This is a genomic window from Bacillus sp. JJ664 (assembly GCF_036962205.1).
Taxonomy (GTDB): Bacteria; Bacillota; Bacilli; order Bacillales; family Bacillaceae_G; genus Gottfriedia.
In genome coordinates this window covers 28138-52216 of sequence record NZ_JBALMS010000050.1, presented here as the reverse complement: position 1 = coordinate 52216, position 24079 = coordinate 28138, and the positions used below count along the sequence as shown (strand labels likewise).

Genomic DNA, 24079 nt, shown 5'->3' with positions numbered 1-24079 from the left:
TGCCCTAATAGGGCAGTTTCTTTTGTGCTTGATGCATTGTAGTTACTGCTTAGATCTTTGCGGTTGACCTTTTTTTGCATTACTTTGTTTTACTTTGTCGACAGCAGAAAGTTCTCCTGAGAACTCAGTAATTGTAGCGTTTTTTGTTTTTTGTTCTGGATTATTACTTTTTGATCGGTTCTTTGCCATATTATAGTTCCTCCCAAGATACATAAATTCACGAGTGTATTCTTGCATATGTTTTCACCCTCTACTTAGTGCGGAGTTATGATCATTTGATGCTGTAATTGGACTAGTTGTCTGCGTAAACGATTAAATTCGTCTCGGTTTTCTAGGTTTGCTAGTCGTTCTACTTGCTCAAGCTTTTGAATAGCTTGCTCTAGCTGCATTTGTGCATCTGAGTACTCTATCCCATTAAAATGTTCCTGTCTCATACCTTCTTCTAACTGTAGTACTGCATAGTCATAGGCAGCTTTTGCTTGCTTCACTTGTTCTTGTCCGAATGCGCGATCTGTTATTGGCAAAATAATTCCTCCTTCAGACTTTACAAAGTAATATATTTGGGCGGCTTTTTGGCTACCTAAAGGATAGTGTCTCCCAAGCAAGCAAACAAAGTACAAAAATTTGTTTACAGTAAAGAGAGGTTTTTCCATTTGGTTTTCTAATGCGAGCGTGATAAAATCGAGAATAGTGACTTAAATTAAGGGAGGGATGAGGAAATGACAAATAATAATCCTTTTCCATATACAATAGATCATAAAAGATATCATTCGTGGAATTATCATTTAAGACAGCAATTCGGCGAAAAAGTATTTAAAGTTTCCATTGATGCTGGCTTTGATTGCCCAAACAGAGATGGTACTGTTGCGTTCGGTGGTTGTACTTTTTGTAGTGCTTCTGGGTCAGGTGATTTCGCAGGTAACCGTGCGGAAGATGTTGTTACCCAGTTCCATAAAATCAAAGATAGAATGCATGAAAAATGGCAAACTGGAAAGTATTTAGGATATTTCCAAGCCTATACAAATACGCATGCCCCAGTAGAAGTTCTAAAACAAAAATTCGAACCAATTTTAGAACAAGAAGGCGTTGTAGGTCTATCCATCGCAACAAGACCTGATTGTTTACCAGATGATGTTGTAGAATATTTAGCTGATTTAAATAAAAGAACGTATTTATGGGTTGAGCTTGGATTACAAACAGTTCATGAAAAAACAGCAAATATTATCAACCGAGCTCATGACTACAAAACTTATGTTGAAGGTGTCGAGAAATTACGAAAGCATAATATCCGTATTTGTTCACATATTATTAATGGCTTACCACTTGAAACACCTGAAATGATGATGGAAACTGCTCTTGAAGTAGCAAAACTTGATATTCAAGGAATTAAAATTCACTTACTTCATCTTTTAAAAGGAACAGCGATGATGAAACAATATGAAAAAGGTCTAGTTGAATTTATGGACTTTGATGATTATATCAAGTTAGTCGTTGATCAGTTAGAGATCATTCCAAGTGATGTAATTGTTCATCGAATTACCGGTGACGGCCCACCTGATTTATTAATTGGACCAATGTGGAGCTTGAAAAAATGGGAAGTATTAAATGCGATTGATCGTGAATTTGAGCGTCGTAATAGCTGGCAAGGTAAATTTGCAAAAAATCGAGTACAATTAACATGATTTTAGAACGAATTCTACCCTATGCTCGAAAACTTCTTCAATTAGCTGTAAAAGAAGGAGATATTGCCATAGATGCAACAATCGGTAATGGTCATGATACAGCTTTTTTAGCTAATTTAGTTGGAGAAACGGGACATGTTTATGGATTTGATATCCAAGAGTTAGCGATACAAAATACGACTGAACGTATTCAAAAATACAATTTATCTAATCAAGTGACACTCATTCAAAATAGTCATTCCCATGTACAAAATGAGGTACCAAATCATTTACATGGAAAAGTAAAGGGTGCAATTTTTAACTTAGGTTATTTACCTGGTAGTGATAAAACAATTGTCACTGTCCCCTCATCAACAATTTCTGCGATTGATCAAATTCTTGAAATAATGGCACCAGAAGGAATAATCGTTGTAGTGATCTATCATGGTCATGAAGGTGGAGAAATTGAAAAAGATACATTGATGGACTATGTTCAAAATATTCCACAGGATCACGCACATGTATTAACATATCGGTTTTTAAATCAAGCAAACAATCCACCTTTTATCGTTGCAATTGAAAAAAGAGGTTAACTTCTCAAACTGTCTAGTTTTATTACTAGACAGTTTTTTTATGTAATTTTTATTTTTGGTAAATTTTTCTTAAAAAGTTGGGCACTCTAAAAAAATAATAATATGAAAAGGAGTTTTTAGAATGAAAAAATTGATTCTAGCTAGTGCAATGGTAAGTGCTTTAACTTTTGGTACGATTTCAGTAGGTGCACAAGAAGTTGATTGGTCTAAATTTAATCCTAAACATAATGAACCACAACATCATGGACACCCACATCATCATGACAATAAGCATCATGAACTGTTAAATAAGCATAAAAAAGAAGTTGTTAAATATATCTCTAATTATGTTAATCAACCAGAAGCTAATGTGAATAAACTTGTAAATGATCAAAAGATTGAAATGAAAAAACTGATCTTTGTAGCTGTTGTTTCTAAACTGTCAAACCAACCAATGGAAAATATTATCGCAGCTAAAAAGGAAAATAAATCATTTAAAGATTTATTAAGTAAATATAATATTGATCATGAACAATTTCATAATGAAATGAAAAGAGTTCATGAAGATCTTTTTACTAGATTTGCACCAAAAAACTAATCATAAAGCATATCTTCAATATTGTTTTGAAGATATGCTTTTCTTGTATCATTTGAAAAGACCATGATAAATTTAATTTTGTAATGCTGCGAACAAAAATTTAATAAAGCATCCTAAATCCATTTATTGTTAACTACCTCCATATTTAATTACTCTTTAATATCATTGCCTCGCATTTTCAATTATTTAGCCACTTCATTTAGCCTTTATATACTTAAGTATTTTTCGACCTTTTTCGACATGTCCAGTTACTACTCAAATATTACTTTAAAATAAAATACCGTAATAATAGTTTGATTGTAATGAAAACGTTTTCTACGTGTAGTCTATTTGCATTATATACAATAATTCTCTTATGACAAATTGATTATCTCTTATCATTATTTCACAATACGAAAAAAGGAACATTAGACAAGCTTCGAGTTGTAAATTGAAATATTTTTTAAAAACTTTGTCTAATTTTTTGTCTAATTTTTAAAATAAGTCTGAATTAAAATGATATACATACAGTCTTTTTGTACAGGTTTTAGCTCTAATTATTTATTTTAACTAAATTCAGAATTTTCAATCTAAATTCCTGTAACTGTACAAAATGTTGTATTAATTAAATTAAACGGAGGTGTATCAATGTCATCATTTTTCGTAAAACGAAAATACTTAGTTGTTGCTATCTGGCTAGTACTTGCGATCGCACTAAGTTTCTTATCCCCTTCCCTATCTTCTTTAGTTGAAGAAAAAGGAACATTAAAGTTACCCTTAAGCACGCAAGTTATGAAAGCCGAACAGATCCAACTTGATCATGACATGGATCCGAAGAACAAAAAGAGTTTTGCTATTGTTTTTTACAGTAATGAAAAATTATCGGACTCAGATAAAGAGGCTGTAAAAGATGTTGCAAGTAATCTTGAAGATAATAAAGATTCAATTGGTCTTGTTTCTGTATCTAATTCAATTGACGAACCCGCTTTAAAAAATACATTAGAATCAAAAGATGGAAAAGTAATCTTATTATCAGGTACGTTAAATATTAAAGGTAAAAATTTAACAACTCTGTACAAAGAATTACAATCATTGTCAAAAGTTGATGGGTTAGAAAGAATTGTAACAGGTAAGATTTTCGTTGATGAACAAGCAAATTTACAAAACGAAGAAGGGCTAAAAAAAGGGATTATCATTGCTGGAATTCTTGCATTAGTTGCTTCGGTAATAATCACACGTAAACCACTTGTTGTAGTATCTGCTGTTGTTCTAACTTTAGTTAATTATTTAGTAAGCGCTTCGATTTATAGCTTATTAGTAGATAATGGTCAGCTTCCGATTACGAACATCGCTCCACTTGCTTTAGGCTTATTCGCATTTTTACTAAGTATTGTTGCAAGCTTTAGTTTGTACTACCGTTATGCTGGAATTTTGTCTACCCAAAAATCGAATGAACACTCACTCATTTTTGCATTATCAAATAAACAATATAGTTTACTAGTTTCACATGCGGTTTTTACATTACTAAGTATTGGATTACTAAATACAACATTTCAAATCACAAAATCTTTAAGTGCACTAATAGTTTTAGGTGTCGTATCTTATCTTGCTTCAATCTCATTTTTACCTAGCTTATTTGCAGTATTTGGGAAGTCACTCTCTATTCCTAATACTAAAACAGCAGAATTTGTAGGTTGGCAAAAATGGAACAGCTTAGTTGTAAGAAGAGGTGGCATTTTTACTTTAGTAGCTTTATTGATCATTGCACCAATTGTTGGTCTATACCAACAAAAGATTGCTTATAGTACAGTAGATGGTCTTCCAAACGAAGATGCAGCTAAAGGATCAAGATTAGTTGCAAAAGAATTTGGTGAAGGTAAATCTACACCACTGAAACTTGTTATCGAAAATACTGTGCCATGGAATACAGTAACAGGAATGACTACTATCGAAGCATTATCTCGCAGTCTTTCACAAATGGATGGAGTAGAATCCGTAAGAAGTGCTTCTCGTCCATTTAGTAGTGAATTAGATCCATTAATGCTTGTTACACAAGCTGCTACTTTAAAGGATGGTATTGGTAAAGGAAATGATGGAGTTAATCAAATTCGTGAAGGACTTCAAGGAGCAAAGGATGAATTAGAAAGTTCTTCTCCTAAATTAAAAGAAGCAACTGATGGTATTGATCAGTTAGTTACTGGTACAACAAAACTTGAAACAGGTGTTGGTAAATTAGAAGATGGTTTATCACAAATTGAAAATGGTTTAAGAAAGGGTTCTGTTGGAGCTGGTCAACTACATGACGGCTTAGGAACTGCAAAAGATAGTACAAAGAAATTAATAGCAGGAAGTAAAGAATTATTAACAGGATACAAAACAATTGAGAAGAACTTTAAAACACTTTATAACGGTGTTAGTGATATTAAAATGAACCTTGCTAAAATCCAAGCTGGTATTCAAGGTTCTCAACAGTTGGCTGCAGGTCTAGGTAAAAAGTATCCTGAAATCACTTCAGATACATACTACAAAGAACTACAAGGTACGCTTAAACTGTTAGATGATAGTTTAACAGAATTCATTACAAAAGTAGGTACAGCTGAACACGGTGCGGGATTACTTTTAGCTGGTCTTGAAAAAGCTAATGCAGGTATGGGTCAAGTGGTAGATGGCCAAACAAAATTAGTAGCTGGTTTAGAAAAACTGTACGCTGGTATGGGTGAATTAGAAAATGGAATTGAAAGAGCTGCTGATGGTCAATCATTGGTGCTTAAAAATGTTCCTCAAGTTACAAATGGTTTAGGTCAACTAAAGGATGGTCAAGTTCAATTAGGTGATGGTATTGGTCTATTCGTTGATAAAGTTGGAGAACTGAAAGATGGATTAGGTCAAACTGTTGGTGGATTAAATCAAATTTATGATGGCTTAAATAATGCACAAGGCTATTTAGGTGGTTTAACAACAAGCTTTAATCCAAGTTTAACGGGTTGGTACTTACCAGAAGAAGCATTAAGCAAACCAGAATTCCAAAAAATCTTTGATAACTATATGTCAAAAGATTCATTAGTAACAACGCTTGATGTTACATTTGAAAAAACACCAATCTCTACTGAAGGCACTAATTTAGTAGATCAAGCTAGAAAAACTGCTCTTAAATCATTAAAAGATCAAGGCTTAGAAGCCGCTAATTTAGCTTTAGCTGAAGATCCTTCAACAGTATATAGTTTAAAACCAATTATTACTGATGATTTAAAATGGTTAATTACTTATTCATTAATTGCATCTGTTTTATTATTAACAATTGCATATAGAAATATTTTCTATTCTATTATTTCAATTGGTGCAGCAGCGATTGTTTATATCGCTGGGAATGCTTTTGCAGAGCAAGTATTTATCCGACAATACGATCAATTAGGCCTGAAATTCCTAGTTCCAATTTTTGCAATCTACTTAGTGTTTGCTCTTGCTTGTACTTTATTGGCTCACTTATATGTTAATCCTTCTACTGACACAGAAGATAAAGAAGCTTTATTAGCAGGTAATATCGCAAGTATGTTTGCTGTTGGAGTTGTAGGAAGTGCAATTTTTGCAGGATTGTTATTTAGTAGTAGTTACCTGTTTGTTCAATCCGCTCTTGCTTCCTTAATTGGGTTTATTGGATTAACGTTCTTGGTGATTCCTGTTCTATATCCTATTTTCTCGTCTAAATTATTTACAACGAACAAATCACATCATCAAGTAGTGGAACATAACGTAACCCTTTCAGAATAAGAAAAAAGATAGGTAAGCAGAAATCATATCTGCTTACCTATCCTTTTTTATTTACATTAAGCCGATCATATTTGAAATCTGTAAAACCCATCTACTTTAATTATATTGTGAACGAACGACGTAATTTCGCATCAAGTATAAGATTACCAAAAGGAATAAATGCAACAACAAACGCTGATATTGCCCACATGAAAGACCATCTAATTTTAAAGGTAACATATGTAATTGTTATAACATATAAAACAAAAAAGAAACCGTGAAGTGAGCCGACTAATGTCACAACTTCTGGTAAACCCGCGAAGTACTTAAGTGGCATGGCAATAAATAATAATACGAGTAACGATATGCCCTCTATTAACCCCATCAATCTAAATTTTCCAATTGGTGATTTTAGCATGTAATCTCCCCCTGATTGAACCTACTGAATACTGATAAACATTAAAAACAGTCCTAATTTCAACACTACCATAAATTTTCAGTTTATTTTTATAAATATGTGGCAAATTATTTACAAATCTCTTACCTACCAAATATTTATACATTCAATTACTAGGTTCTGGTTCTATCAACCTATAATTTCAAAGACTATATAATAATCTTTGTTCAAAACATCTTTTAGTCCTCCTCTCCCTCCCTCCTCTTTTGCAATTCTATCTTGTATTACTATTCAACCTTCGTTTATACTATACATATAATATATTAATTGAATGCAAACCTTGGAGGAGCCTGTCACATTGGGATAAGTATGTCTTTTACTTATCTTAATGTCGCAGGCTCTTTTTATGCACCAAAATTAGATTGGAGGAAACTTTTATGCTTTATGTTCAATTAGCTATCATATTAATTGCTTCTAAATTGGCAGGTGATGTTAGTACGAAATTTGGTCAACCCGCAGTTTTAGGGAAACTACTTGTTGGGATTCTGATTGGACCAGCAGTGCTTGGTCTAGTTACAGAAACTGACACTCTTCATGAAATCAGTGAAATCGGGGTCATCCTTCTTATGTTCATAGCGGGATTAGAGACTGATGTGAAGGAATTTAAAAGATCATGGAAGGCCTCAACATATGTAGGAATTCTAGGAATTGGTTTTCCACTTTGTATTGGTTATTTATATGGAATGATGATTCATCTATCTAACTTTGAGGCTATTTTTCTAGGACTATTGCTTTCTGCAACTAGTGTCAGTATCTCCGTTGCCACATTAAAGGAAATGGGACAATTAAATTCTAAAGAAGGTGCCACAATACTTGGAGCTGCAGTAATTGATGATGTGCTTGTCATTGTTGCTTTGGCCTTTGTTATGAGCTTTAGTGGAGGCGATGTAAATTTATCTCTTATGCTATTGAAAAAATTCGCATTTTTTATCATTGCCATTTTAGTAGGTTGGAAAGTCGTTCCTTGGATTTTAGTGAGATTTACAAAATTAAATGTATCTGAAACATTAATTTCAGCTGCATTAATTATTTGCTTTGTCTTTGCTATATTTGCTGAAAAAACTGGGGTAGCTGCCATTATCGGGGCATATATCGCTGGCGTTTCTATTTCTGTTACTAATTTTAAACATGAAGTTGTTCAGAAGGTTGAGACGATATCTTACTCAATATTTGTACCTGTATTTTTTACGTTAATCGGTGTATCAGTTCAGTTTGCTGGAATCACAACTTCGATTCCAATGATTATCGTATTAAGTCTGATTGCAATCGCAACGAAACTTATTGGCGGTGCGCTTGGTGCTAAGCTTGCTGGCTTTAATCGTAAAAGTTCATTAGGAATCGGTTCAGCAATGGTTTCCAGAGGAGAAGTTGCACTGATTATCGCATCAACAGGATTAGCAAACCAATTATTAACTGATAAAATGTTTTCAATCATTGTGATCGTTGTGCTCGTTACGACAATCGTTACACCTCTACTGATGAAAATATTCTTCACAGAAAAAAGCACTGACTTAGAAATTTCTGCATAAAGAAAAGTGAAGCATTACACTGAATGCTTCACTTTTTTACTATTCGATTTTAATTCTTTTAATTTAAAATACAATTTTGCGTTTCCATAGAAAAAGAATGAAGTGAATCCGCCGTTTTTAACAATACCTCTTCGTATCTTTTTCATTTCATCAGGACCTGCCATTTTTTTATCTGCTAAATAAATACCAAGCAACCCTTGATAAATCATACGGTGAAAACGATAATCTCTTAAGTTTTTTAATGATTCATCACTTTTCGTTGAAAAATATTCAATGCGATTTAACATGACATCCTTAGATGGATAATAACTACAGAAGTTTAAATCTCCACCATCTTCATCTTCTTTCTGATCAATTACATAATCAAGTAAAATATGTAGCCCTTGAACATATGGAAAGTAGCTATTGTAAACTTGTTCAAATAAATCTTTAGTAATTTTCTCATTAAATGAATACGAAACTAAACAGAAAATACCTAGCGTTGAACCTGCGCATGCAGAGAACTCATACCATTCTAAATCTGGAAGATCCGCCTGATAATTTTCAAACCAATTTGTGAGTCTTGGTACTCGTTCATCCATCTTAACATGCTTATGTATTTGCAATTTACAGTAATAATCTGCTAATTGTATTAAATAATCTTTAATATCACCGTAATACTGTGACTGTCTTAAGCTTTGATGACATTTTTCTACTAGCGCATTTAAATAGCCTCCATCATCCTGCTCATCTCTAAATCGGTAATATTGTTGATCTGACTTTTGACAAGTAACTGCATCAATCATCGATTCGTGCAATGCTTCAAAATCCTTAGGATCAAGTGAGGTACTTCGGTCACATAAGTTATCTAAGTAATCACTAATAGTTTGATAGGCAACTATAAATTCAATAATTGGTTTTATGTTCTTTTCAGAAAGTAATGCTAAAATTGCCCCACCCTCACAATGGAACGTTTTTGTATCAATACTCATTAATGCTTGTTTTCTAAGTTCTGGATCTGGAATTCTACTTGCAAAGTTTTTCCAATAATCTAATTCCTGGTGCACTAAAGGAAATACATTTTTATAAACCTTTGGCATTAATTGAACTGGATTTCTAGGTAGTGACATTTTTTCACTCCTCCCTGTTTTTCATTAATTACAAGTTAGTTAAATAAGTTTATACTCAGTATATAGAATATAAATTATGGAGGCATAGTATAAGTATGATATTACCATATAACGGGAAGCAACCCCAAATTGATTCAACTGCTTTTATCGCTTCAAATGCAACAGTTACTGGTTCTGTCACAATTGGCGCAAAAAGTAGCGTTTTCTTTGGAGCAGTTATTCGTGGAGATGTTAACGACACAATCATTGGAAATGGTGTGAATGTACAAGATTTATGTGTACTTCATCAAAGTCCTAACTATCCACTGATTTTGGAAGATGGAGTTACTGTAGGGCATAGTGTAATCTTACATAGTTGTACTGTTCGTAAAAATGCATTGATTGGAATGGGATCAATTATTTTAGATGGAGCAGAAATTGGTGAAGGTGCAATGATTGGTGCTGGCAGTTTAGTTCCAGGTGGCAAAGTCATTCCTCCAAATTCATTAGCATTTGGTAGACCTGCTAAAGTCGTACGAGAACTAACCAAAGAAGACATTGATGATATGAACCGTATTCGTAGAGAGTATGTGGAAAAAGGACAATATTATAAAAGAGTTGAATCAAATCATTCACCTCAAAGCTAAGAGACTTTTTGATAAGTCTCTTTTTTTATTACATTGCTCGTCCGATCCAATCTGGAAATTTACCATACGCTATTATAACGGCTGTATTTTAAGCAAATCAGGTTTTCTTAACATTTTTTTACACTTTTACATTGTTCATTTACAAAAGGTTCTAATTAAATCCATATTCCTTTTTTATAATTAATTTACAAATAACACTTATAATGAGGGATGAAAAATGAGCGCACTTCTTCAAAAGATTTATACATTCGAATGCCAATTGTTTTATCGCGTTAATTCATTATTCCAAAAGCGTTACTTGAATTTATTTTTTAGTACAATTACTCATCTTGGCGGTGCAACTTTTTGTATTGTGTCAACATTAATCCTATTAATCTTCTCCCGAAATGATTTACATCAGGCATCTATTTTGAGTGCATGTACGCTAACACTTAGTCATATACCTGTACACTTTTTTAAAAAATTTTATCCACGTAAACGACCTTATTTAAAGTTAGAAGGAGCGTTTGTTCCGAAAGAACCTTTAACTGATTATTCATTCCCCTCTGGTCATACAACAGCGATTGTGTCGGTTGCATTACCAATTATGATTTATATACCAATGACTGCAATTTTCATACTACCTATAATCGGATGTGTTGCTTTCTCGAGAATTTATTTAGGTCTTCATTATCCTACTGACGTTTTTTGCGGTCTTGTATTAGGTACTTCTACCGCATTAATTTCACTTTTTTTGATATATAACTTATGAGGGGGAAAAACATGAAAATCGCAATTTTTACCGACACCTATGTTCCTCAAGTGAATGGTGTGGCAAAAACCTTAAATCGTTTCACAAACTATTTAAACGAAAACGGCCATTCTTTTCATGTCTTTTCGCCTGAAGATTGTGGAGCCGGTTCTACTGAGAATGTGACAAGATTAAAAAGTGTTCCTTTTAAAATATATCCCGAATGTAAAATCTCACTTCCTAATTTCTCTAAAATAAAGAAGAAATTAAAAGAATTTAATCCTGACATCATCCATATCGCTACACCTTTTACAATTGGTTTGTGTGGTCTTCAAATCGCAAAAAAACTGAATATTCCATTAGTTGCTTCATACCATACAAATTTTGATTATTATCTTCATTATTATAAATTAACCTATCTAGAAAGCTTTTTATGGAAGTACCTAGATTGGTTTCACCGACCAACAAAAAAAATATTTGTTCCATCAAAAGATACTTTACATCACTTAAATACCAAGGGATTCAATAATCTTTCAGTTTGGACCCACGGAGTAGATTGTTCATTATTTAAACCAGCTGAAGATCAAGAAGAAATTAAGCAAAAATATCAGATTACCTCAAAATATACTATTTGCTTCGTCGGAAGAATTGCACCCGAAAAGGACTTAGATACATTAACAAATATTATGAAATATTCTAAACAGCGTTTTGGAAATCAGCTTACTTGGGTCATAGTAGGAGACGGACCAAAAAAAGAAGAAATGATGAAAAAAACAGGAACAAACCAAATCATCTATACCGGGTATTTACAAAAAAATGAATTAGCTGAAATTTATAGTGTAAGTGATGTAATGGTATTTCCATCAGATACAGAGACCTTTGGTAATGTTGTACTTGAAGCAATGGCATGTGGCACGCCTGTAATCGGTGCAAATGCTGGCGGCGTAAAAAATATCATTAGAGATTATTCAACCGGCATACTTTGTGAACCGAAAAATACATTGTCATTTTGCAGAGCAATTGAAGATTGTTTACAACAAACCAATATGTTAGAACGTATGTCAAAAAAAGCAAGAGACTATGCATTAACGCAAGACTGGAACAGTATATTAAACGCTTTAGTAATGGAATACGAAGAAATCGTCACACCTCCCCTTTCCCCTATGCTTTTCACTCAAAAAGCCTGAGTTTTGAATTTCTCAGGCTTTTTATTTTTTATTCTAAGAAATTTCATTGCTTATTGGAGTTATAACTCTATCGATAGAAGGTGACTACATCGGAACGTCTGAAAAAGATAACTTATGTGAATAATGGATAATTCATAAACAAACAATACATAGGAACTAATTATCTTCGTTACTAGGAGGACTCATAAATGAAGTCATCATCAAACAATAATCATATTCAACTTCATGGTTTTAATAATTTAACAAAATCATTAAGTTTCAATATGTATGATATTTGTTTTACAAAAACAAAAGAAGAGCGAGAAGCTTATATCCAATATATCGATGATCAGTACAATGCGGACCGTTTAACGAAAATATTAACGGAGGTTACTCATATTATTGGTGCACATATCTTAAATATTGCTAAACAAGATTATGATCCTCAAGGTGCCAGTGTTACGATTCTAGTATCAGAAGGTCCGGTTGATAATCCATCCTCTGAAACTTATTCTGAATCACCTGGTCCCTTGCCTGAACTAGTTGTAGCTGCTTTAGATAAGAGCCATATCACAGTCCATACTTATCCTGAATACCACCCTGATGATGGCATTAGTACATTTAGAGCTGATATTGATGTATCTACATGTGGAGAAATTTCCCCACTAAAAGCATTAAACTATTTAATTCATCAATTTGATGCGGATATTATGACAATCGATTATCGAGTTCGTGGTTTTACAAGAGATGTTAGTGGATATAAATTATTTATTGATCATGATATTAATTCAATCCAAAATTATATTCCACAGAAAATCAAAGACATGTATCAAATGATCGATGTAAATGTGTTCCAAGAAAATATCTTTCATACAAAATGTAAATTAAAGCAATTTGATTTAGATAATTATCTCTTTGGCTATACAAAAGAAAAATTGGATCAAAATGAAATTCAAGAAATAGAAGAAAAAGTTAAATATGAAATGGATGAAATCTTTTACGGGAAAAACCTTTGGAATGGTCCTGATGTGGAGGATATTGATGGATCACAATAAAACACCGCTTTTAACAGAATTAGTCCGCTATGCTAAGGAGGATATCACTAGCTTTGATGTACCTGGGCATAAAAGAGGAAACTCACTTGAAGAGTTAAGAGAACTTTGGAGTGATATGGCTCTTAAAATGGATGTAAATTCTTCTAAGCGTGTGGATAATTTATCGCACCCAACAGGTATTATTCAAGAAGCCGAAACGCTTCTGGCTGACGCATTTCATTCAGATCATGCATATATGTTGGTCAATGGTTCAACTTCGGGCGTTCAATATATGATTATGAGTGCCCTTGAACAAGGTGACAAGATCTTATTACCTAGAAATGTTCATAAATCTGCCATTAATGCATTGATTTTAGCAGGTGCAAAGCCGGTTTTTATTGAGCCTGAAATCGATTATGACTACGGCATTGCAAATGGCATTTCAGTTAAAGCAGTCATGCACGCCCTTGACTTAAATTCCGATGTAAAAGCGATTTTAATTATCAATCCAACATATTTCGGGGCAACCTCTAATTTAAAAGAAATTATTGATGTTGCACATTCAAGAAGTATTCCCGTATTGGTTGACCAGGCACATGGTGCACACTTTTCTTTTCATCCAGATTTACCAGAGAATGCTGCATTATTAGGTGCAGACCTCGTTACGTTGAGCTTACACAAAACAGGTGGAGCATTAACTCAAGCTTCTGTTTTACTACATAACGATGGATTCATTACGAAAAATAGAGTTCGATCAACAATTAATTTATTTCAAACTACATCTGCCTCCTATCTATTAATGTGTTCGATTGACGTAGCGCGTAAAAAATTATATTTAGAAGGAAAAGAGCGTTTTGAAAAGCTCCTAAACTTAACTAGAAAAGCAAAACAGGAAATAAATGAAATGAATGGTTTACAATGTATAACCCGGGAATCTTATCGCAATGGTGTTGGTGTTTTCGATTATGATGATTTAAAGCTTGTTGTAAAAGTGTCAGACTTAGGCATGTCTGGCTTCAAGGTTTACGATATGCTGGCAGATGAATATAACATTCAAATTGAACTTGCAGAGCCAAATGTCATTTTAGCCATTATTTCTCTTGGCGATAATGAAGAAACCATTCAAAAACTGTTAGACGCTTTACGGGATATTAGTGAAAGGTTTTACGGAAAATTACCAAAGTTAGATACTGACATTAGTGTCGCCCTGAAGAACCCAAAAATGGTGATGACACCACGCGAGGCGTATTATCATCCAAAACGAATTATCTCAATTCATGATGCTAGTGGTTTAATTAGTGGTGAATCAATTATGATTTACCCTCCTGGCATTCCTTTATGTATACCAGGTGAGCTCATTTCCACAGAACTAATCCAGCATTACTTATACCTTAAAGACGAAGGTACCATCACAATTAATGATGATGATGATCCATATGTAATAAAAGTTGTCGATAGAAGTTTGGAGGAAAACTTAATGGATTTATGGTATACAGAAAATCACCAGGAAGATACAAAGTTTTCAATTAAAGTGCAAGAGCATATGCACTCGGAAAAAAGTGATTTTCAACAAATAGACTTTTTCAGAAGCGAAACATTTGGAACTTTTTTCACGCTAGATGGCTATATGATGGTAACTGAGAAAGATGAATTTATTTATCATGACATGATTACCCACATTCCGATGGCAGTGAATCCAAAAATCAAAAAAGTATTAATTATTGGTGGTGGAGATGGTGGTACTGCACGCGAAGTATTACGTTATCCTTCAATAGAAGTCGTCGACATGGTTGAGATTGACGAAAGAGTTGTTCGTTTATGTCAACAATACCTTCCATTGACCGCTTCACAATTGGACCAGGATAAACGACTAACACTATATTTTGAAGATGGGTTAAAATTCGTACAAGAAGCAGATGATCGATACTATGACTTAATATTAGTAGATTCAACAGACCCAATTGGACCTGGTGAAGGACTATTCACAGTAGCATTCTATAACAACTGCAAACGAGTGTTAAGTGATGATGGAATACTGATTAACCAACATGAAAGTCCGTATTACGAAAGCTATGCACATGAAATGAAACGAGCGCATTCGAAAATTAAAGAAACATTCCCAATTTCTAAAGTATACCAATTTCATATGCCCACTTACCCATCTGGACATTGGCTATTTGGATTCGCATCAAAAAAATATGATCCAATTAAAGACATAAAAGTTGATGAATGGAATGCACTAGGTATCGAAACAAAATACTATAATACTGATCTCCACGTAGGATGTTTTATGTTGCCTACATATGTACAAAAACAATTAGATAATGCGAAATAAAAAAAGAAAAAAGCATCGACATTGATGCTTTTTTCTTTTTTAAAATTACCGTTAAAGTGTCTCATCACTCTTTGTTCCATTGATCGTAAAGCTTGCCGAAATATTTGCATTTAATGAATGGGCCACCGAACAATATTTATCTTTCGAAAGTTTAATGGCTTTTCTAACTTTTTCAACATCTAATTCTCCACCTAAAATATAGTGAAGATGTATATCTGTAAATCTTTTCGGATGCTCATCTGCACGATCACCGCTAACCTCAATTTCAAACGAAGTTAATTTTAATCGCATTTTTTCTAATATGAGTACGATATCAATAGCTGTACATCCTGCAACAGCATTTAATAAAAGTTCCACTGGTGTTGGTGCACTATTTTCCCCACCTAGAGACTCAGCAGTATCCATCTTTAATTCATGACCCGAAGGCGTTATTCCTGAAAAAGCTAATTTACCATCCCATTTAATACTTGTGTTCATGGATCAAATCTCCTTTCACTACAAAAGAAATAAATATCTAATAATATCTTCTTTATTTTTTCAGTTCAACTAATAAATAATGAGAAGAATCTTTAGATTTTATTTGAATGTCTTCTTCAATACTTTTTACTGCATCACCGGCTTCAAACAGTTCTCCATTAATATTAGCATTTCCTTCTAATAATACTAAATAAACTTTTCTCTTTTCAGAAACGTTAAAGGAGATTTCTTCTTCAGCTTTTAATGAAAGAGAAAAAATATTTGCGTCTTGATGAATTGTTATTGGTGCATTTCCATTCTCAGGAGAGACCATATGATAAAACTTTCCTTCTCTTTCGCTCCAATCGGAAACGAGGTCACCATAGTTTGGCGCATAACCAGTTTGATCTGGCATAATCCATAACTGAATTAATCGTAGTTCTTCTTTTCCTAAATTATGCTCACTATGAAATACACCGGTTCCTGCACTCATATATTGTGTATCACCACGACCAATTACATGTTTATTCCCCATACTATCCACATGTGTCAATTCTCCATTAATGACATAAGTGATAATTTCCATATCATTATGTGGATGCGTATTAAATCCTTTGTTTGGTTTAATTACATCATCATTTAATACGCGTAGATCTCCAAAATTCATATTATTTGGGTCATAATAATTTGCAAATGAAAAATGATAATTTGTTTTTAACCAACCATGATCTGCTTTTCCCAATTGGTATCTACTTATTTTTTCAAACATAAATTTTCACTCCTTTTTATTCTAATAGCTCTGTTAAAACAAAATTGTTATAAAAAGAATCTTTAATTCAAGATATTTATTGATGAAACAACCAAGTTTTTTCATTGTTACATCTACAATATATCATGGATTTTATCTTTAATTCAAGATATTTATTTGTTGTAAAAGTAACAATAAAGTTACTTCCACAAACAAGACTCATTCTTCATCATAAAAAGTCATATGTCCCTTTGATTGTTTATAATAAGACATCCGATCCTGTAAAGTACCAGTGTGAAATTCAAACTTATGACCGTCAGGATCCGTAAAATAGATAGATTGTTTATCTCTTTCATCTCTTTCGCGGCTTGTTAGAATGTTTACATTTAGGTTAAATAATTTCTGATACATACTGTCAAATTCATCTTCATCTATCGAAAAAGCAATATGTGTATAAGATTGATATATTTCACTTCTTGGAATGTTTCTTTCTTCATTCAAAGCAAGCCATATCCCATTCAAATCAAAATACGCAGTTGTTCTCCCTTTTAGTAGTAGTTTTGCATCAAAAACCTTATGATAAAATTCAATTGATTTCTGTAAATCTGAAACCGAAAATAGAAAATGATTAATACCCTTTATTCCCACTGTATCACCCTCTTTTAATCTTCATACATTGTTCCTTGAACAGCAAATTCATTAAGTCTGTCGAATTCTTTGATTAATTCCTCTTCTCGAATGAACCGTACTTTCCTAGCAATTTCTTTTCCATTAAAGAAAAACAATATGGCTGGTACAGTGAAAACTTGGTATTGACCTGATAACTCAGGAACCTCATTTCCCTTTGTATGTAGCAATTTGAAACTCGGATACTCTTTTATGAGTTCTTCAACAAGTGGAAATACTGCGTCACAAACAGCGCAATTCAATCCACTCACAAAGATGATGGCACTTTTGTTCTGTGAGATAAAATTTTCTATCTCTAGAAATTTCTTCATATTTTGACCTCTATTTATTTTTTTGTTTTGGTATTGGTGGATACTGTACCAATTTTCTAAGTATATTCATTCATCTTATATATGAACTAATGTAATTTTCAATTCAAAATGAATCACTCATCTTCTCAGTATTTTTTTGAAAATTCATTATTCTATTTACACAATTTTACCATAATGTATACTGAGACTTAGAAGTTTAATTTTACATAAAATGGAAAATTGGAGGAAATTGCTATGTTAAAAAAACCTGAGGCAACAGAATATCCTAATCATTTTAAAGGTTATATCGACCTTGTACCTGAAGGAAATTTAATTGACATTCTTTTAAACCAAATTGACGAAACAAAAAAGTTCTGCCAGTCACTTACTTCAGAACAAGGTAATTATAAATATTCTGAAGATAAATGGACGATTAAAGAAGTACTTGGTCATATGGCTGATACAGAACGAATAATGAGCTATCGTTTATTAGCTATTGCTAGAGGCGAAAAAGCTAATTTACCTTCTTTTGATCAAAATATCTATGCTTCAAATACACAATTCAATGAATTAGAACTACACCAAATTCTATTCGAATTATCAAATGTTCGTCAATCTACTCTGTCGTTACTTTCAACACTTTCTAATGAATCTCTACAAACAATTGGTTCGGTTAATCATGCACCAACTACTGCTCGAGCAATGGCATATGTAATAGCTGGGCATGAGCTTCATCATTTAAACATTCTAAAAGAGCGTTATGTATAAAAGGAAATACCACCGTACTGATTACGGTGGCATTTTTTATTTATTTAAATGATATATCCTTTGTTTCTTTTAACATAGCGAATCTCCCACCACCAAGTATATCATTATGATGATTAATGATTTGAGAGGCTACTAGATTACCATTATTAAAAGTACTATGTGCATCTTTAACTAAAATGTTGTTGTACCCTTTACTAAAGGCACTTCTTACTGTTGTATCTATGCAAAACTCAGATTGCATTCCGACGATGACTAATTTTTCTATTTGTAGTTTACTCAATTCTTCCTGTAGATTCGTCTGATAAAAAGAATCACATGTTCTTTTTTGCACAACGATATCAGTTGAACGTGGTTCAATTCTCCGATGAATTTCCCAAGTCGATAAACCTTCTTTATATTCAGAGTCGTCTTCTGTATGCTGAATATAAACAATCGGCATATTTACTTCTCTTGCTTTTTCAACTAAGCTAGAAATATTATCTAGTACCTTTTCTTCATTATGTAACTTTAAATCAGGGTAAGTAAACATTGCATTTTGAACATCCACGACTAATAGTGCTGTACGATCATTCATTTTACTGTAATAAGGAGTACATTCCCCCTATTACACTCACCTCCGTCCTTCATTTTTATCACGCTAAATTTGAAAATAATACACAATCATATCATCTTACATATTCATACTTTTTGAAAGAAAATTATATAAAAATGTTTCTAAATTTATTCTTAATTCGTATGACTTTATTAATAGCATAGTCTATGCGATAAAGTATTCCGCTTTTAGAAAGAATAATCTACTAATGATGAAGATAGGAGAAACTATGTGAAGAATTTAGGTTTAACTTTCGGCATATATCCTTTAAGTATAGCTGGTACACCGGTGGGATTAGCTACTGGACCAGCTGATGACTTCGAAAAGATTGTAATTGCAGTAAATGAGCTAAAAGGCAAGTCGAAATCGTTTTTACCACGTACTTATGCAGTCTATATGGGACCAGAGTCAGAGGAGTAAGTATTTGCAGCGATCGATCGTTACAACCGTGCCGGTATACTCTGCGACTTAACAATCGGTTGTTTACAAAATCCGGCAATATCCCTCGAGTACTATTTCAAATTTATTCGTCGAGTGATTCAACTATATGGAACTAGTCTAAACTCATTGCAAATTACAAATGAACCTAATTTATCATTTATGGATGGTTTCAAGCCATATGTAATTGATACATTAATAGAAGGTGTACTGATTGCAAAAAAATCAATTGAAGAATGTAATGTAGATGTCAAAATTGGTTTTGGTTCTGTTCCAGAGGGTGAAAAAACATTACCTAATTTTTGGAAAGACCTTGTTAAGAAGGGTGGCAATGAATTTATCCGGGCAGTTGATTATGTAGGTCATAATTTTTATGTCGATGTTTTTGAAAAACCACTAAATATTAATGAAGTAACCTCTTCAGTAGAGAATTTATTGCAAAAGTTTCGAAATGAAATACTAGCTCTTAACGGCTTTCCTAGCTCTTTACCAATTCGAATAACTGAGAATGGTTGGCCAACAGGAAAGAACCCATTTATCCAATTAGAACGGTCATATGATCAACAGGTTAAAGTTATTGAGACAATCCGTACAATCTATCATATTCATCAGCAGCTCAACATTACTCATTACGAATTTTTTAGACTAAGAGATGCCAATAGTTCAAAAGATGACTTATTTCATCAGTTCGGACTCATGAAAGATGATTATACACCCAAACCAGCGTATTATACATTTAAACATTTAATCGATGAATTAAGCTTAAAATAAAAAAGAGACTGTAACAGCATATACTGTATACAGTCTCTTTTTTAATTAAAGACCAGCTTCAGTTTTTAAAGTTTCTGCTTTATCAGTACGCTCCCAAGGAAGGTCGATATCTGTACGGCCGAAGTGACCATAAGCAGCAGTTTGTTTGTAAATTGGACGACGTAGGTCAAGCATTTTGATAATTCCTGCTGGACGTAAGTCAAAGTTATTGCGAATAACTTCCACAAGTTTTTCTTCTGAAACTTTACCTGTACCAAAAGTATCAATTGCAATAGATACTGGTTTCGCAACACCAATTGCGTATGCTAATTGAACTTCAGCTTTATCAGCTAATCCAGCAGCTACGATGTTTTTCGCAACGTAACGTGCAGCATAAGCAGCAGAACGGTCAACCTTAGTTGCATCTTTACCAGAGAATGCTCCACCACCGTGACGAGCATATCCACCGTAAGTATCAACGATGATTTTACGACCTGTTAATCCTGCATCCCCTTGAGGTCCACCGATTACGAAACGGCCTGTTGGGTTGATAAAGAATTTAGTATTTTCATCGATTAACTCAGCTGGTACAACTGGTTTAATAACAAGTTCTTTAATATCATTTTCGATTTGTTCTTGAGTTGCTTCTGGACCATGTTGTGTAGATACAACAATTGCATCAATACGAACTGGTTTGTTGTTTTCATCATACTCAACTGTTACTTGAGTTTTACCATCTGGACGTAAGTATGAAACTGTTTCATTCTTTCTTACTTCAGTTAGACGACGTGCGATTTTATGAGATAAAGAAATTGGAAGTGGCATTAATTCAGGTGTTTCGTTTACAGCAAAACCGAACATTAAACCTTGGTCTCCAGCTCCGATTGCTTCGATTTCTTCATCTGACATGCTTCCTTCACGTGCTTCTAATGCTTGGTCTACACCTAAAGCTATATCAGCTGATTGCTCATCAATAGAAGTTAATACTGCACATGTATCTGCATCAAATCCGTATTTTGCTCGGTCATAACCGATTTCACGAATTGTTTCGCGAACGATTTTTGGGATATCTACATAAGTAGAAGTTGTGATTTCACCTGCAACAAGTACTAGACCTGTTGTAACTGAAGTTTCCGCTGCTACACGAGCATTTGGATCATTAGCTAAAATTGCATCAAGAATTGAATCTGAAATTTGGTCACAGATTTTATCTGGATGTCCTTCTGTAACTGATTCTGAAGTAAATAAACGACGTTGTGACATTGAGTCCCCTCCTAAATTGAATTGACGGATCTCTTTTTTCTCAACATAAGATTAGAAAAATGTTTTCCTATATCTTATGTTTCCCATTTAAGATAAAGATAACTCAGTGTAAATTACGAAATTGCCATCTGTATTTAAGTTTTGAGCAAAAAAAAAGCCTTCCTCTTATCCATATTGCTTGAGGAAAGGTTTTGTTATTTGCCTTTCGCTCTTATCGTCCAAGACAATAAATTGCCTTGCATCAGGTTCAGCACCTTTCACTTAAAGTGAGGTTGCTGGGCTTCGTAGGGCCTGTATCCCTCCACCTACTCGGGATAAGAGAGTATCCGTATGAAAAGTATCATATTAAAAATAAACTTTCTTGTCAACAATTTTCATCATACTTTAGACACATTTCACCATAAATAAAAAATCATCACACACTTTACATTCATTCCTATTAAATGGGTAATACCTAATAATATCTTTCATACAAGCTATTTAACTCCTTTAAGTATACCGTTTTACTCATTTTAAGATTTTTAATAATTTCGTTACACATTTTACCAACTAATAGTATACACTATTAAAATAAATGTGTTATACTAATTAACGAGATACCTACATGGCAGACAAATTATATTTAAAGGATGGTATTAGTATATGAAGACAGTTGATGTAAATATTGAATTGAATGAATTACTTTCAAGTAATCGCATGTATAACCAACTTAGCGTTTCTGAGCTAGTTGAAAAAGTTCTAACAAGACAAGAAGGTATTCTAACGTCAACGGGGGCAGTTAGTGTATCAACGGGAAAATATACTGGCCGTTCACCAAAAGATAAATTTATAGTAAATGAAGCATCTGTTGAAAACTTAATTGATTGGGGAGCAGTAAATCAACCAATCTCTTCAGATGTGTTTGAAAAATTATATAGTAAAGTACTTACTTACTTAAAAGATAGAAACGAATTATTCCAATTTAAAGGATTTGCTGGAGCTGACACTGGATATCGTTTACCAATCCAAGTTATTAATGAATTTGCATGGCATAATTTATTTGCTCATCAGTTATTCATCCGCCCTACTGAAGAAGAATTACTTACACACCAATCAGAATTTACAATTGTTTCTGCTCCAACTTTTAAAGCTGATCCAGTTGTAGATGGTACGAACTCAGAAGCATTCGTTATTATTTCGTTTGAAAAACGTATTATTCTAATCGGTGGTACTGAATATGCAGGAGAAATGAAAAAATCAATTTTCTCAATTATGAATTTCCTATTACCACAGAACAATGTATTACCTATGCATTGCTCAGCAAATGTTGGTAATGAAGGTGATGTAGCATTATTCTTCGGTCTTTCTGGTACAGGTAAAACAACATTATCAGCTGACGCAGACCGTAAATTAATCGGTGATGATGAGCATGGTTGGTCAGACAATGGTGTTTTCAATATCGAAGGTGGCTGCTATGCAAAATGTATTAATTTAACATTTGAAAAAGAGCCTCAAATTTTCTCTGCTATTAAATTTGGCACAGTATTAGAAAACGTAGTTGTCAATCCTGACGGTCGTTTAGCAGATTACGACGATACATCATTAACAGAAAATACACGTGCAGCATACCCAATGCAAGCAATTCAAAATATTGTTGAGCCAAGTGTTGCTGGACACCCACATACAATTATCTTTTTAACTGCTGATGCTTTCGGAGTATTACCTCCAATCAGTAAATTAACGAAAGAACAAGCAATGTACCACTTCTTAAGTGGATTTACTAGTAAATTAGCTGGTACTGAGCGCGGGGTTACATCACCTCAAGTAACGTTCTCAACTTGTTTCGGTTCACCATTCTTACCGCTTCCAGCTGTAGAATACGCAAAAATGCTTGGTGAAAAAATTGAAAAACATAAAGTAAATGTATTCTTAGTAAACACTGGCTGGACTGGTGGAGAATATGGAGTAGGTAAACGTATGAATCTTTCATATACAAGAGCAATGGTACACGCTGCACTTGAAGGAGATTTAAATTACGTTGAAACTACCCAAGATGAATTTTTCGGTCTTGCAATTCCTCAACACGTTCCAGGAGTGCCTGATCAAGTATTAGTTCCATCAACAACTTGGGAAGACAAGTCAGCATATGAAATTAAAGCGCTTGAATTAGTGAATAAGTTCAAAGAAAACTTTAAAAAATTCGAAGGCTTTGATGCTCAACTTGCTGAGCTTGGTGGTCCTATCAAATAATTTTAACATTGAAAGGTCTTCTAATCGAAGACCTTTTTTTGTGCCTATAAAATTCATTCGTTAAAGAAGAGTTTTGAATTCCGCTCCAGGAGCTCGCTTTCCATAGAGCGTGAACGGAGCCTCTTCGAAAAAGGAAGGCATGCTAAAACCACGACGTCCTGTCGTAACGCATGCATGACCCACATCCTGTGGCCTCCCGTGTGGTCTCACCTCCCGCATTTCCCATAGGGGTCGAGCACCTTACATTGCATTTAATTTCTTAAAGTTACATTCTCATTAAGAGATTAATAAGGGAAACTTCAATCTAAATGCACG

At 33.6% G+C, this 24079-nt stretch carries 25 protein-coding genes and 1 riboswitch; of the genes, 14 read left to right on the top strand and 11 right to left on the bottom strand.

What is annotated here, in order from left to right; all coding sequences use genetic code 11:
• Window positions 1–42: 42 nt before the first annotated feature.
• Both V7056_RS09070 and V7056_RS09065 read right to left on the bottom strand, forming a co-directional pair.
• On the bottom strand, window positions 43–189 hold the full coding sequence (locus V7056_RS09070) for a glycogen biosynthesis protein GlgD (RefSeq protein WP_142283130.1): 147 nt from the start codon (window positions 187–189) through the stop codon (window positions 43–45).
• Between the two features lie 65 nt (window positions 190–254).
• Window positions 255–518, bottom strand: coding sequence for a DUF2524 family protein (locus V7056_RS09065; RefSeq protein WP_499701306.1), 264 nt, complete (start codon window positions 516–518; stop codon window positions 255–257).
• Between the two features lie 201 nt (window positions 519–719).
• Here V7056_RS09065 and mnmL point away from each other — a divergent pair, with 201 nt between their 5' ends.
• The 4 genes from mnmL to V7056_RS09045 all read left to right on the top strand — a co-directional run bounded on the left by mnmL (window position 720) and on the right by V7056_RS09045 (window position 6578).
• A complete protein-coding gene (mnmL, locus tag V7056_RS09060; RefSeq protein WP_499701219.1) occupies window positions 720–1682 on the top strand; it encodes a tRNA modification radical SAM protein MnmL/YtqA in 963 nt (320 codons plus the stop codon).
• The gene (mnmM, locus tag V7056_RS09055) at window positions 1679–2254 is read left to right on the top strand and encodes a tRNA 5-(aminomethyl)-2-thiouridylate-methyltransferase MnmM (RefSeq protein ID WP_499701217.1); all 576 of its coding nucleotides are present in this window, start codon (window positions 1679–1681) and stop codon (window positions 2252–2254) included. Before mnmL ends, mnmM begins: the two co-directional genes overlap by 4 nt.
• Window positions 2255–2375: 121 nt before the next feature.
• A complete protein-coding gene (locus V7056_RS09050; RefSeq protein ID WP_499701215.1) occupies window positions 2376–2831 on the top strand; it encodes a hypothetical protein in 456 nt (151 codons plus the stop codon).
• A gap of 627 nt (window positions 2832–3458) precedes the next feature.
• Window positions 3459–6578 (top strand): MMPL family transporter, encoded by a 3120-nt coding sequence (locus V7056_RS09045; RefSeq protein ID WP_499701213.1) that lies wholly within the window; start codon window positions 3459–3461, stop codon window positions 6576–6578.
• Between the two features lie 100 nt (window positions 6579–6678).
• On the opposite strand, the gene V7056_RS09040 is transcribed toward V7056_RS09045, so the two are convergent.
• Window positions 6679–6975: a DUF3817 domain-containing protein gene (locus V7056_RS09040; protein ID WP_499701211.1), complete on the bottom strand. Its 297-nt coding sequence runs from the start codon at window positions 6973–6975 to the stop codon at window positions 6679–6681.
• A gap of 416 nt (window positions 6976–7391) precedes the next feature.
• Between V7056_RS09040 and V7056_RS09035 the strand changes: the two genes are divergently transcribed.
• The gene (locus tag V7056_RS09035) at window positions 7392–8543 is read left to right on the top strand and encodes a cation:proton antiporter (RefSeq protein WP_499701209.1); all 1152 of its coding nucleotides are present in this window, start codon (window positions 7392–7394) and stop codon (window positions 8541–8543) included.
• Window positions 8544–8557: 14 nt separating this feature from the next.
• Here V7056_RS09035 and tbcS read toward each other — a convergent pair whose 3' ends face one another.
• Entirely contained in the window at window positions 8558–9652 is a 1095-nt protein-coding gene (gene tbcS, locus V7056_RS09030; protein WP_499701207.1) for a tetraprenyl-beta-curcumene synthase, read from the bottom strand.
• Window positions 9653–9747: 95 nt separating this feature from the next.
• On the opposite strand from tbcS, the gene V7056_RS09025 reads away from it, so the two are divergent.
• The 5 genes from V7056_RS09025 (at window position 9748) to speE (ending at window position 15543) form a co-directional block, all read left to right on the top strand.
• Complete coding sequence (locus tag V7056_RS09025) at window positions 9748–10278, top strand: gamma carbonic anhydrase (protein WP_499701205.1); 531 nt, start codon at window positions 9748–9750, stop codon at window positions 10276–10278.
• Window positions 10279–10495: 217 nt separating this feature from the next.
• A complete protein-coding gene (locus V7056_RS09020; protein WP_499701203.1) occupies window positions 10496–11029 on the top strand; it encodes a phosphatase PAP2 family protein in 534 nt (177 codons plus the stop codon).
• 11 nt (window positions 11030–11040) lie between these two features.
• The gene (locus V7056_RS09015) at window positions 11041–12195 is read left to right on the top strand and encodes a glycosyltransferase family 4 protein (protein ID WP_499701201.1); all 1155 of its coding nucleotides are present in this window, start codon (window positions 11041–11043) and stop codon (window positions 12193–12195) included.
• Between the two features lie 188 nt (window positions 12196–12383).
• A complete protein-coding gene (gene speD, locus V7056_RS09010) occupies window positions 12384–13229 on the top strand; it encodes an adenosylmethionine decarboxylase (RefSeq protein ID WP_499701199.1) in 846 nt (281 codons plus the stop codon).
• Window positions 13216–15543, top strand: coding sequence for a polyamine aminopropyltransferase (speE, locus tag V7056_RS09005; protein ID WP_499701197.1), 2328 nt, complete (start codon window positions 13216–13218; stop codon window positions 15541–15543). The genes speD and speE overlap by 14 nt, the downstream gene beginning before the upstream one ends.
• A 51-nt stretch (window positions 15544–15594) precedes the next feature.
• Here speE and V7056_RS09000 read toward each other — a convergent pair whose 3' ends face one another.
• From V7056_RS09000 to V7056_RS08985, 4 genes are all read right to left on the bottom strand, one after another.
• Window positions 15595–16020 carry an OsmC family protein gene (locus V7056_RS09000; RefSeq protein WP_499701195.1) on the bottom strand — a complete coding sequence of 142 codons (426 nt, stop codon included), beginning with the start codon at window positions 16018–16020 and terminating at the stop codon, window positions 15595–15597.
• Window positions 16021–16072: 52 nt separating this feature from the next.
• On the bottom strand, window positions 16073–16768 hold the full coding sequence (locus V7056_RS08995) for a pirin family protein (RefSeq protein WP_499701193.1): 696 nt from the start codon (window positions 16766–16768) through the stop codon (window positions 16073–16075).
• 198 nt (window positions 16769–16966) lie between these two features.
• On the bottom strand, window positions 16967–17395 hold the full coding sequence (gene fosM / locus V7056_RS08990; RefSeq protein WP_499701191.1) for a FosM family fosfomycin resistance protein: 429 nt from the start codon (window positions 17393–17395) through the stop codon (window positions 16967–16969).
• Between the two features lie 14 nt (window positions 17396–17409).
• The gene (locus tag V7056_RS08985) at window positions 17410–17745 is read right to left on the bottom strand and encodes a thioredoxin family protein (protein WP_499701189.1); all 336 of its coding nucleotides are present in this window, start codon (window positions 17743–17745) and stop codon (window positions 17410–17412) included.
• Window positions 17746–17979: 234 nt separating this feature from the next.
• Between V7056_RS08985 and V7056_RS08980 the strand changes: the two genes are divergently transcribed.
• Window positions 17980–18492: a DinB family protein gene (locus tag V7056_RS08980; RefSeq protein WP_499701187.1), complete on the top strand. Its 513-nt coding sequence runs from the start codon at window positions 17980–17982 to the stop codon at window positions 18490–18492.
• 40 nt (window positions 18493–18532) lie between these two features.
• On the opposite strand, the gene V7056_RS08975 is transcribed toward V7056_RS08980, so the two are convergent.
• A complete protein-coding gene (locus V7056_RS08975) occupies window positions 18533–19066 on the bottom strand; it encodes a cysteine hydrolase family protein (protein WP_499701186.1) in 534 nt (177 codons plus the stop codon).
• Window positions 19067–19315: 249 nt separating this feature from the next.
• Between V7056_RS08975 and V7056_RS08970 the strand changes: the two genes are divergently transcribed.
• On the top strand, window positions 19316–19504 hold the full coding sequence (locus V7056_RS08970) for a hypothetical protein (protein ID WP_499701184.1): 189 nt from the start codon (window positions 19316–19318) through the stop codon (window positions 19502–19504).
• A gap of 147 nt (window positions 19505–19651) precedes the next feature.
• The gene (locus V7056_RS08965; protein WP_499701182.1) at window positions 19652–20293 is read left to right on the top strand and encodes a hypothetical protein; all 642 of its coding nucleotides are present in this window, start codon (window positions 19652–19654) and stop codon (window positions 20291–20293) included.
• 45 nt (window positions 20294–20338) lie between these two features.
• Here the strand turns inward: V7056_RS08965 and metK are convergent, their stop codons facing one another.
• A complete protein-coding gene (gene metK / locus V7056_RS08960) occupies window positions 20339–21535 on the bottom strand; it encodes a methionine adenosyltransferase (RefSeq protein WP_088002496.1) in 1197 nt (398 codons plus the stop codon).
• Window positions 21536–21743: 208 nt separating this feature from the next.
• Window positions 21744–21856, bottom strand: a riboswitch (SAM riboswitch).
• Window positions 21857–22177: 321 nt separating this feature from the next.
• Here metK and pckA point away from each other — a divergent pair.
• Window positions 22178–23764: a phosphoenolpyruvate carboxykinase (ATP) gene (gene pckA, locus V7056_RS08955; RefSeq protein WP_499701180.1), complete on the top strand. Its 1587-nt coding sequence runs from the start codon at window positions 22178–22180 to the stop codon at window positions 23762–23764.
• A gap of 60 nt (window positions 23765–23824) precedes the next feature.
• Here pckA and V7056_RS08950 read toward each other — a convergent pair whose 3' ends face one another.
• The gene (locus V7056_RS08950; protein ID WP_499701178.1) at window positions 23825–23947 is read right to left on the bottom strand and encodes a hypothetical protein; all 123 of its coding nucleotides are present in this window, start codon (window positions 23945–23947) and stop codon (window positions 23825–23827) included.
• Window positions 23948–24079: the final 132 nt, after the last annotated feature.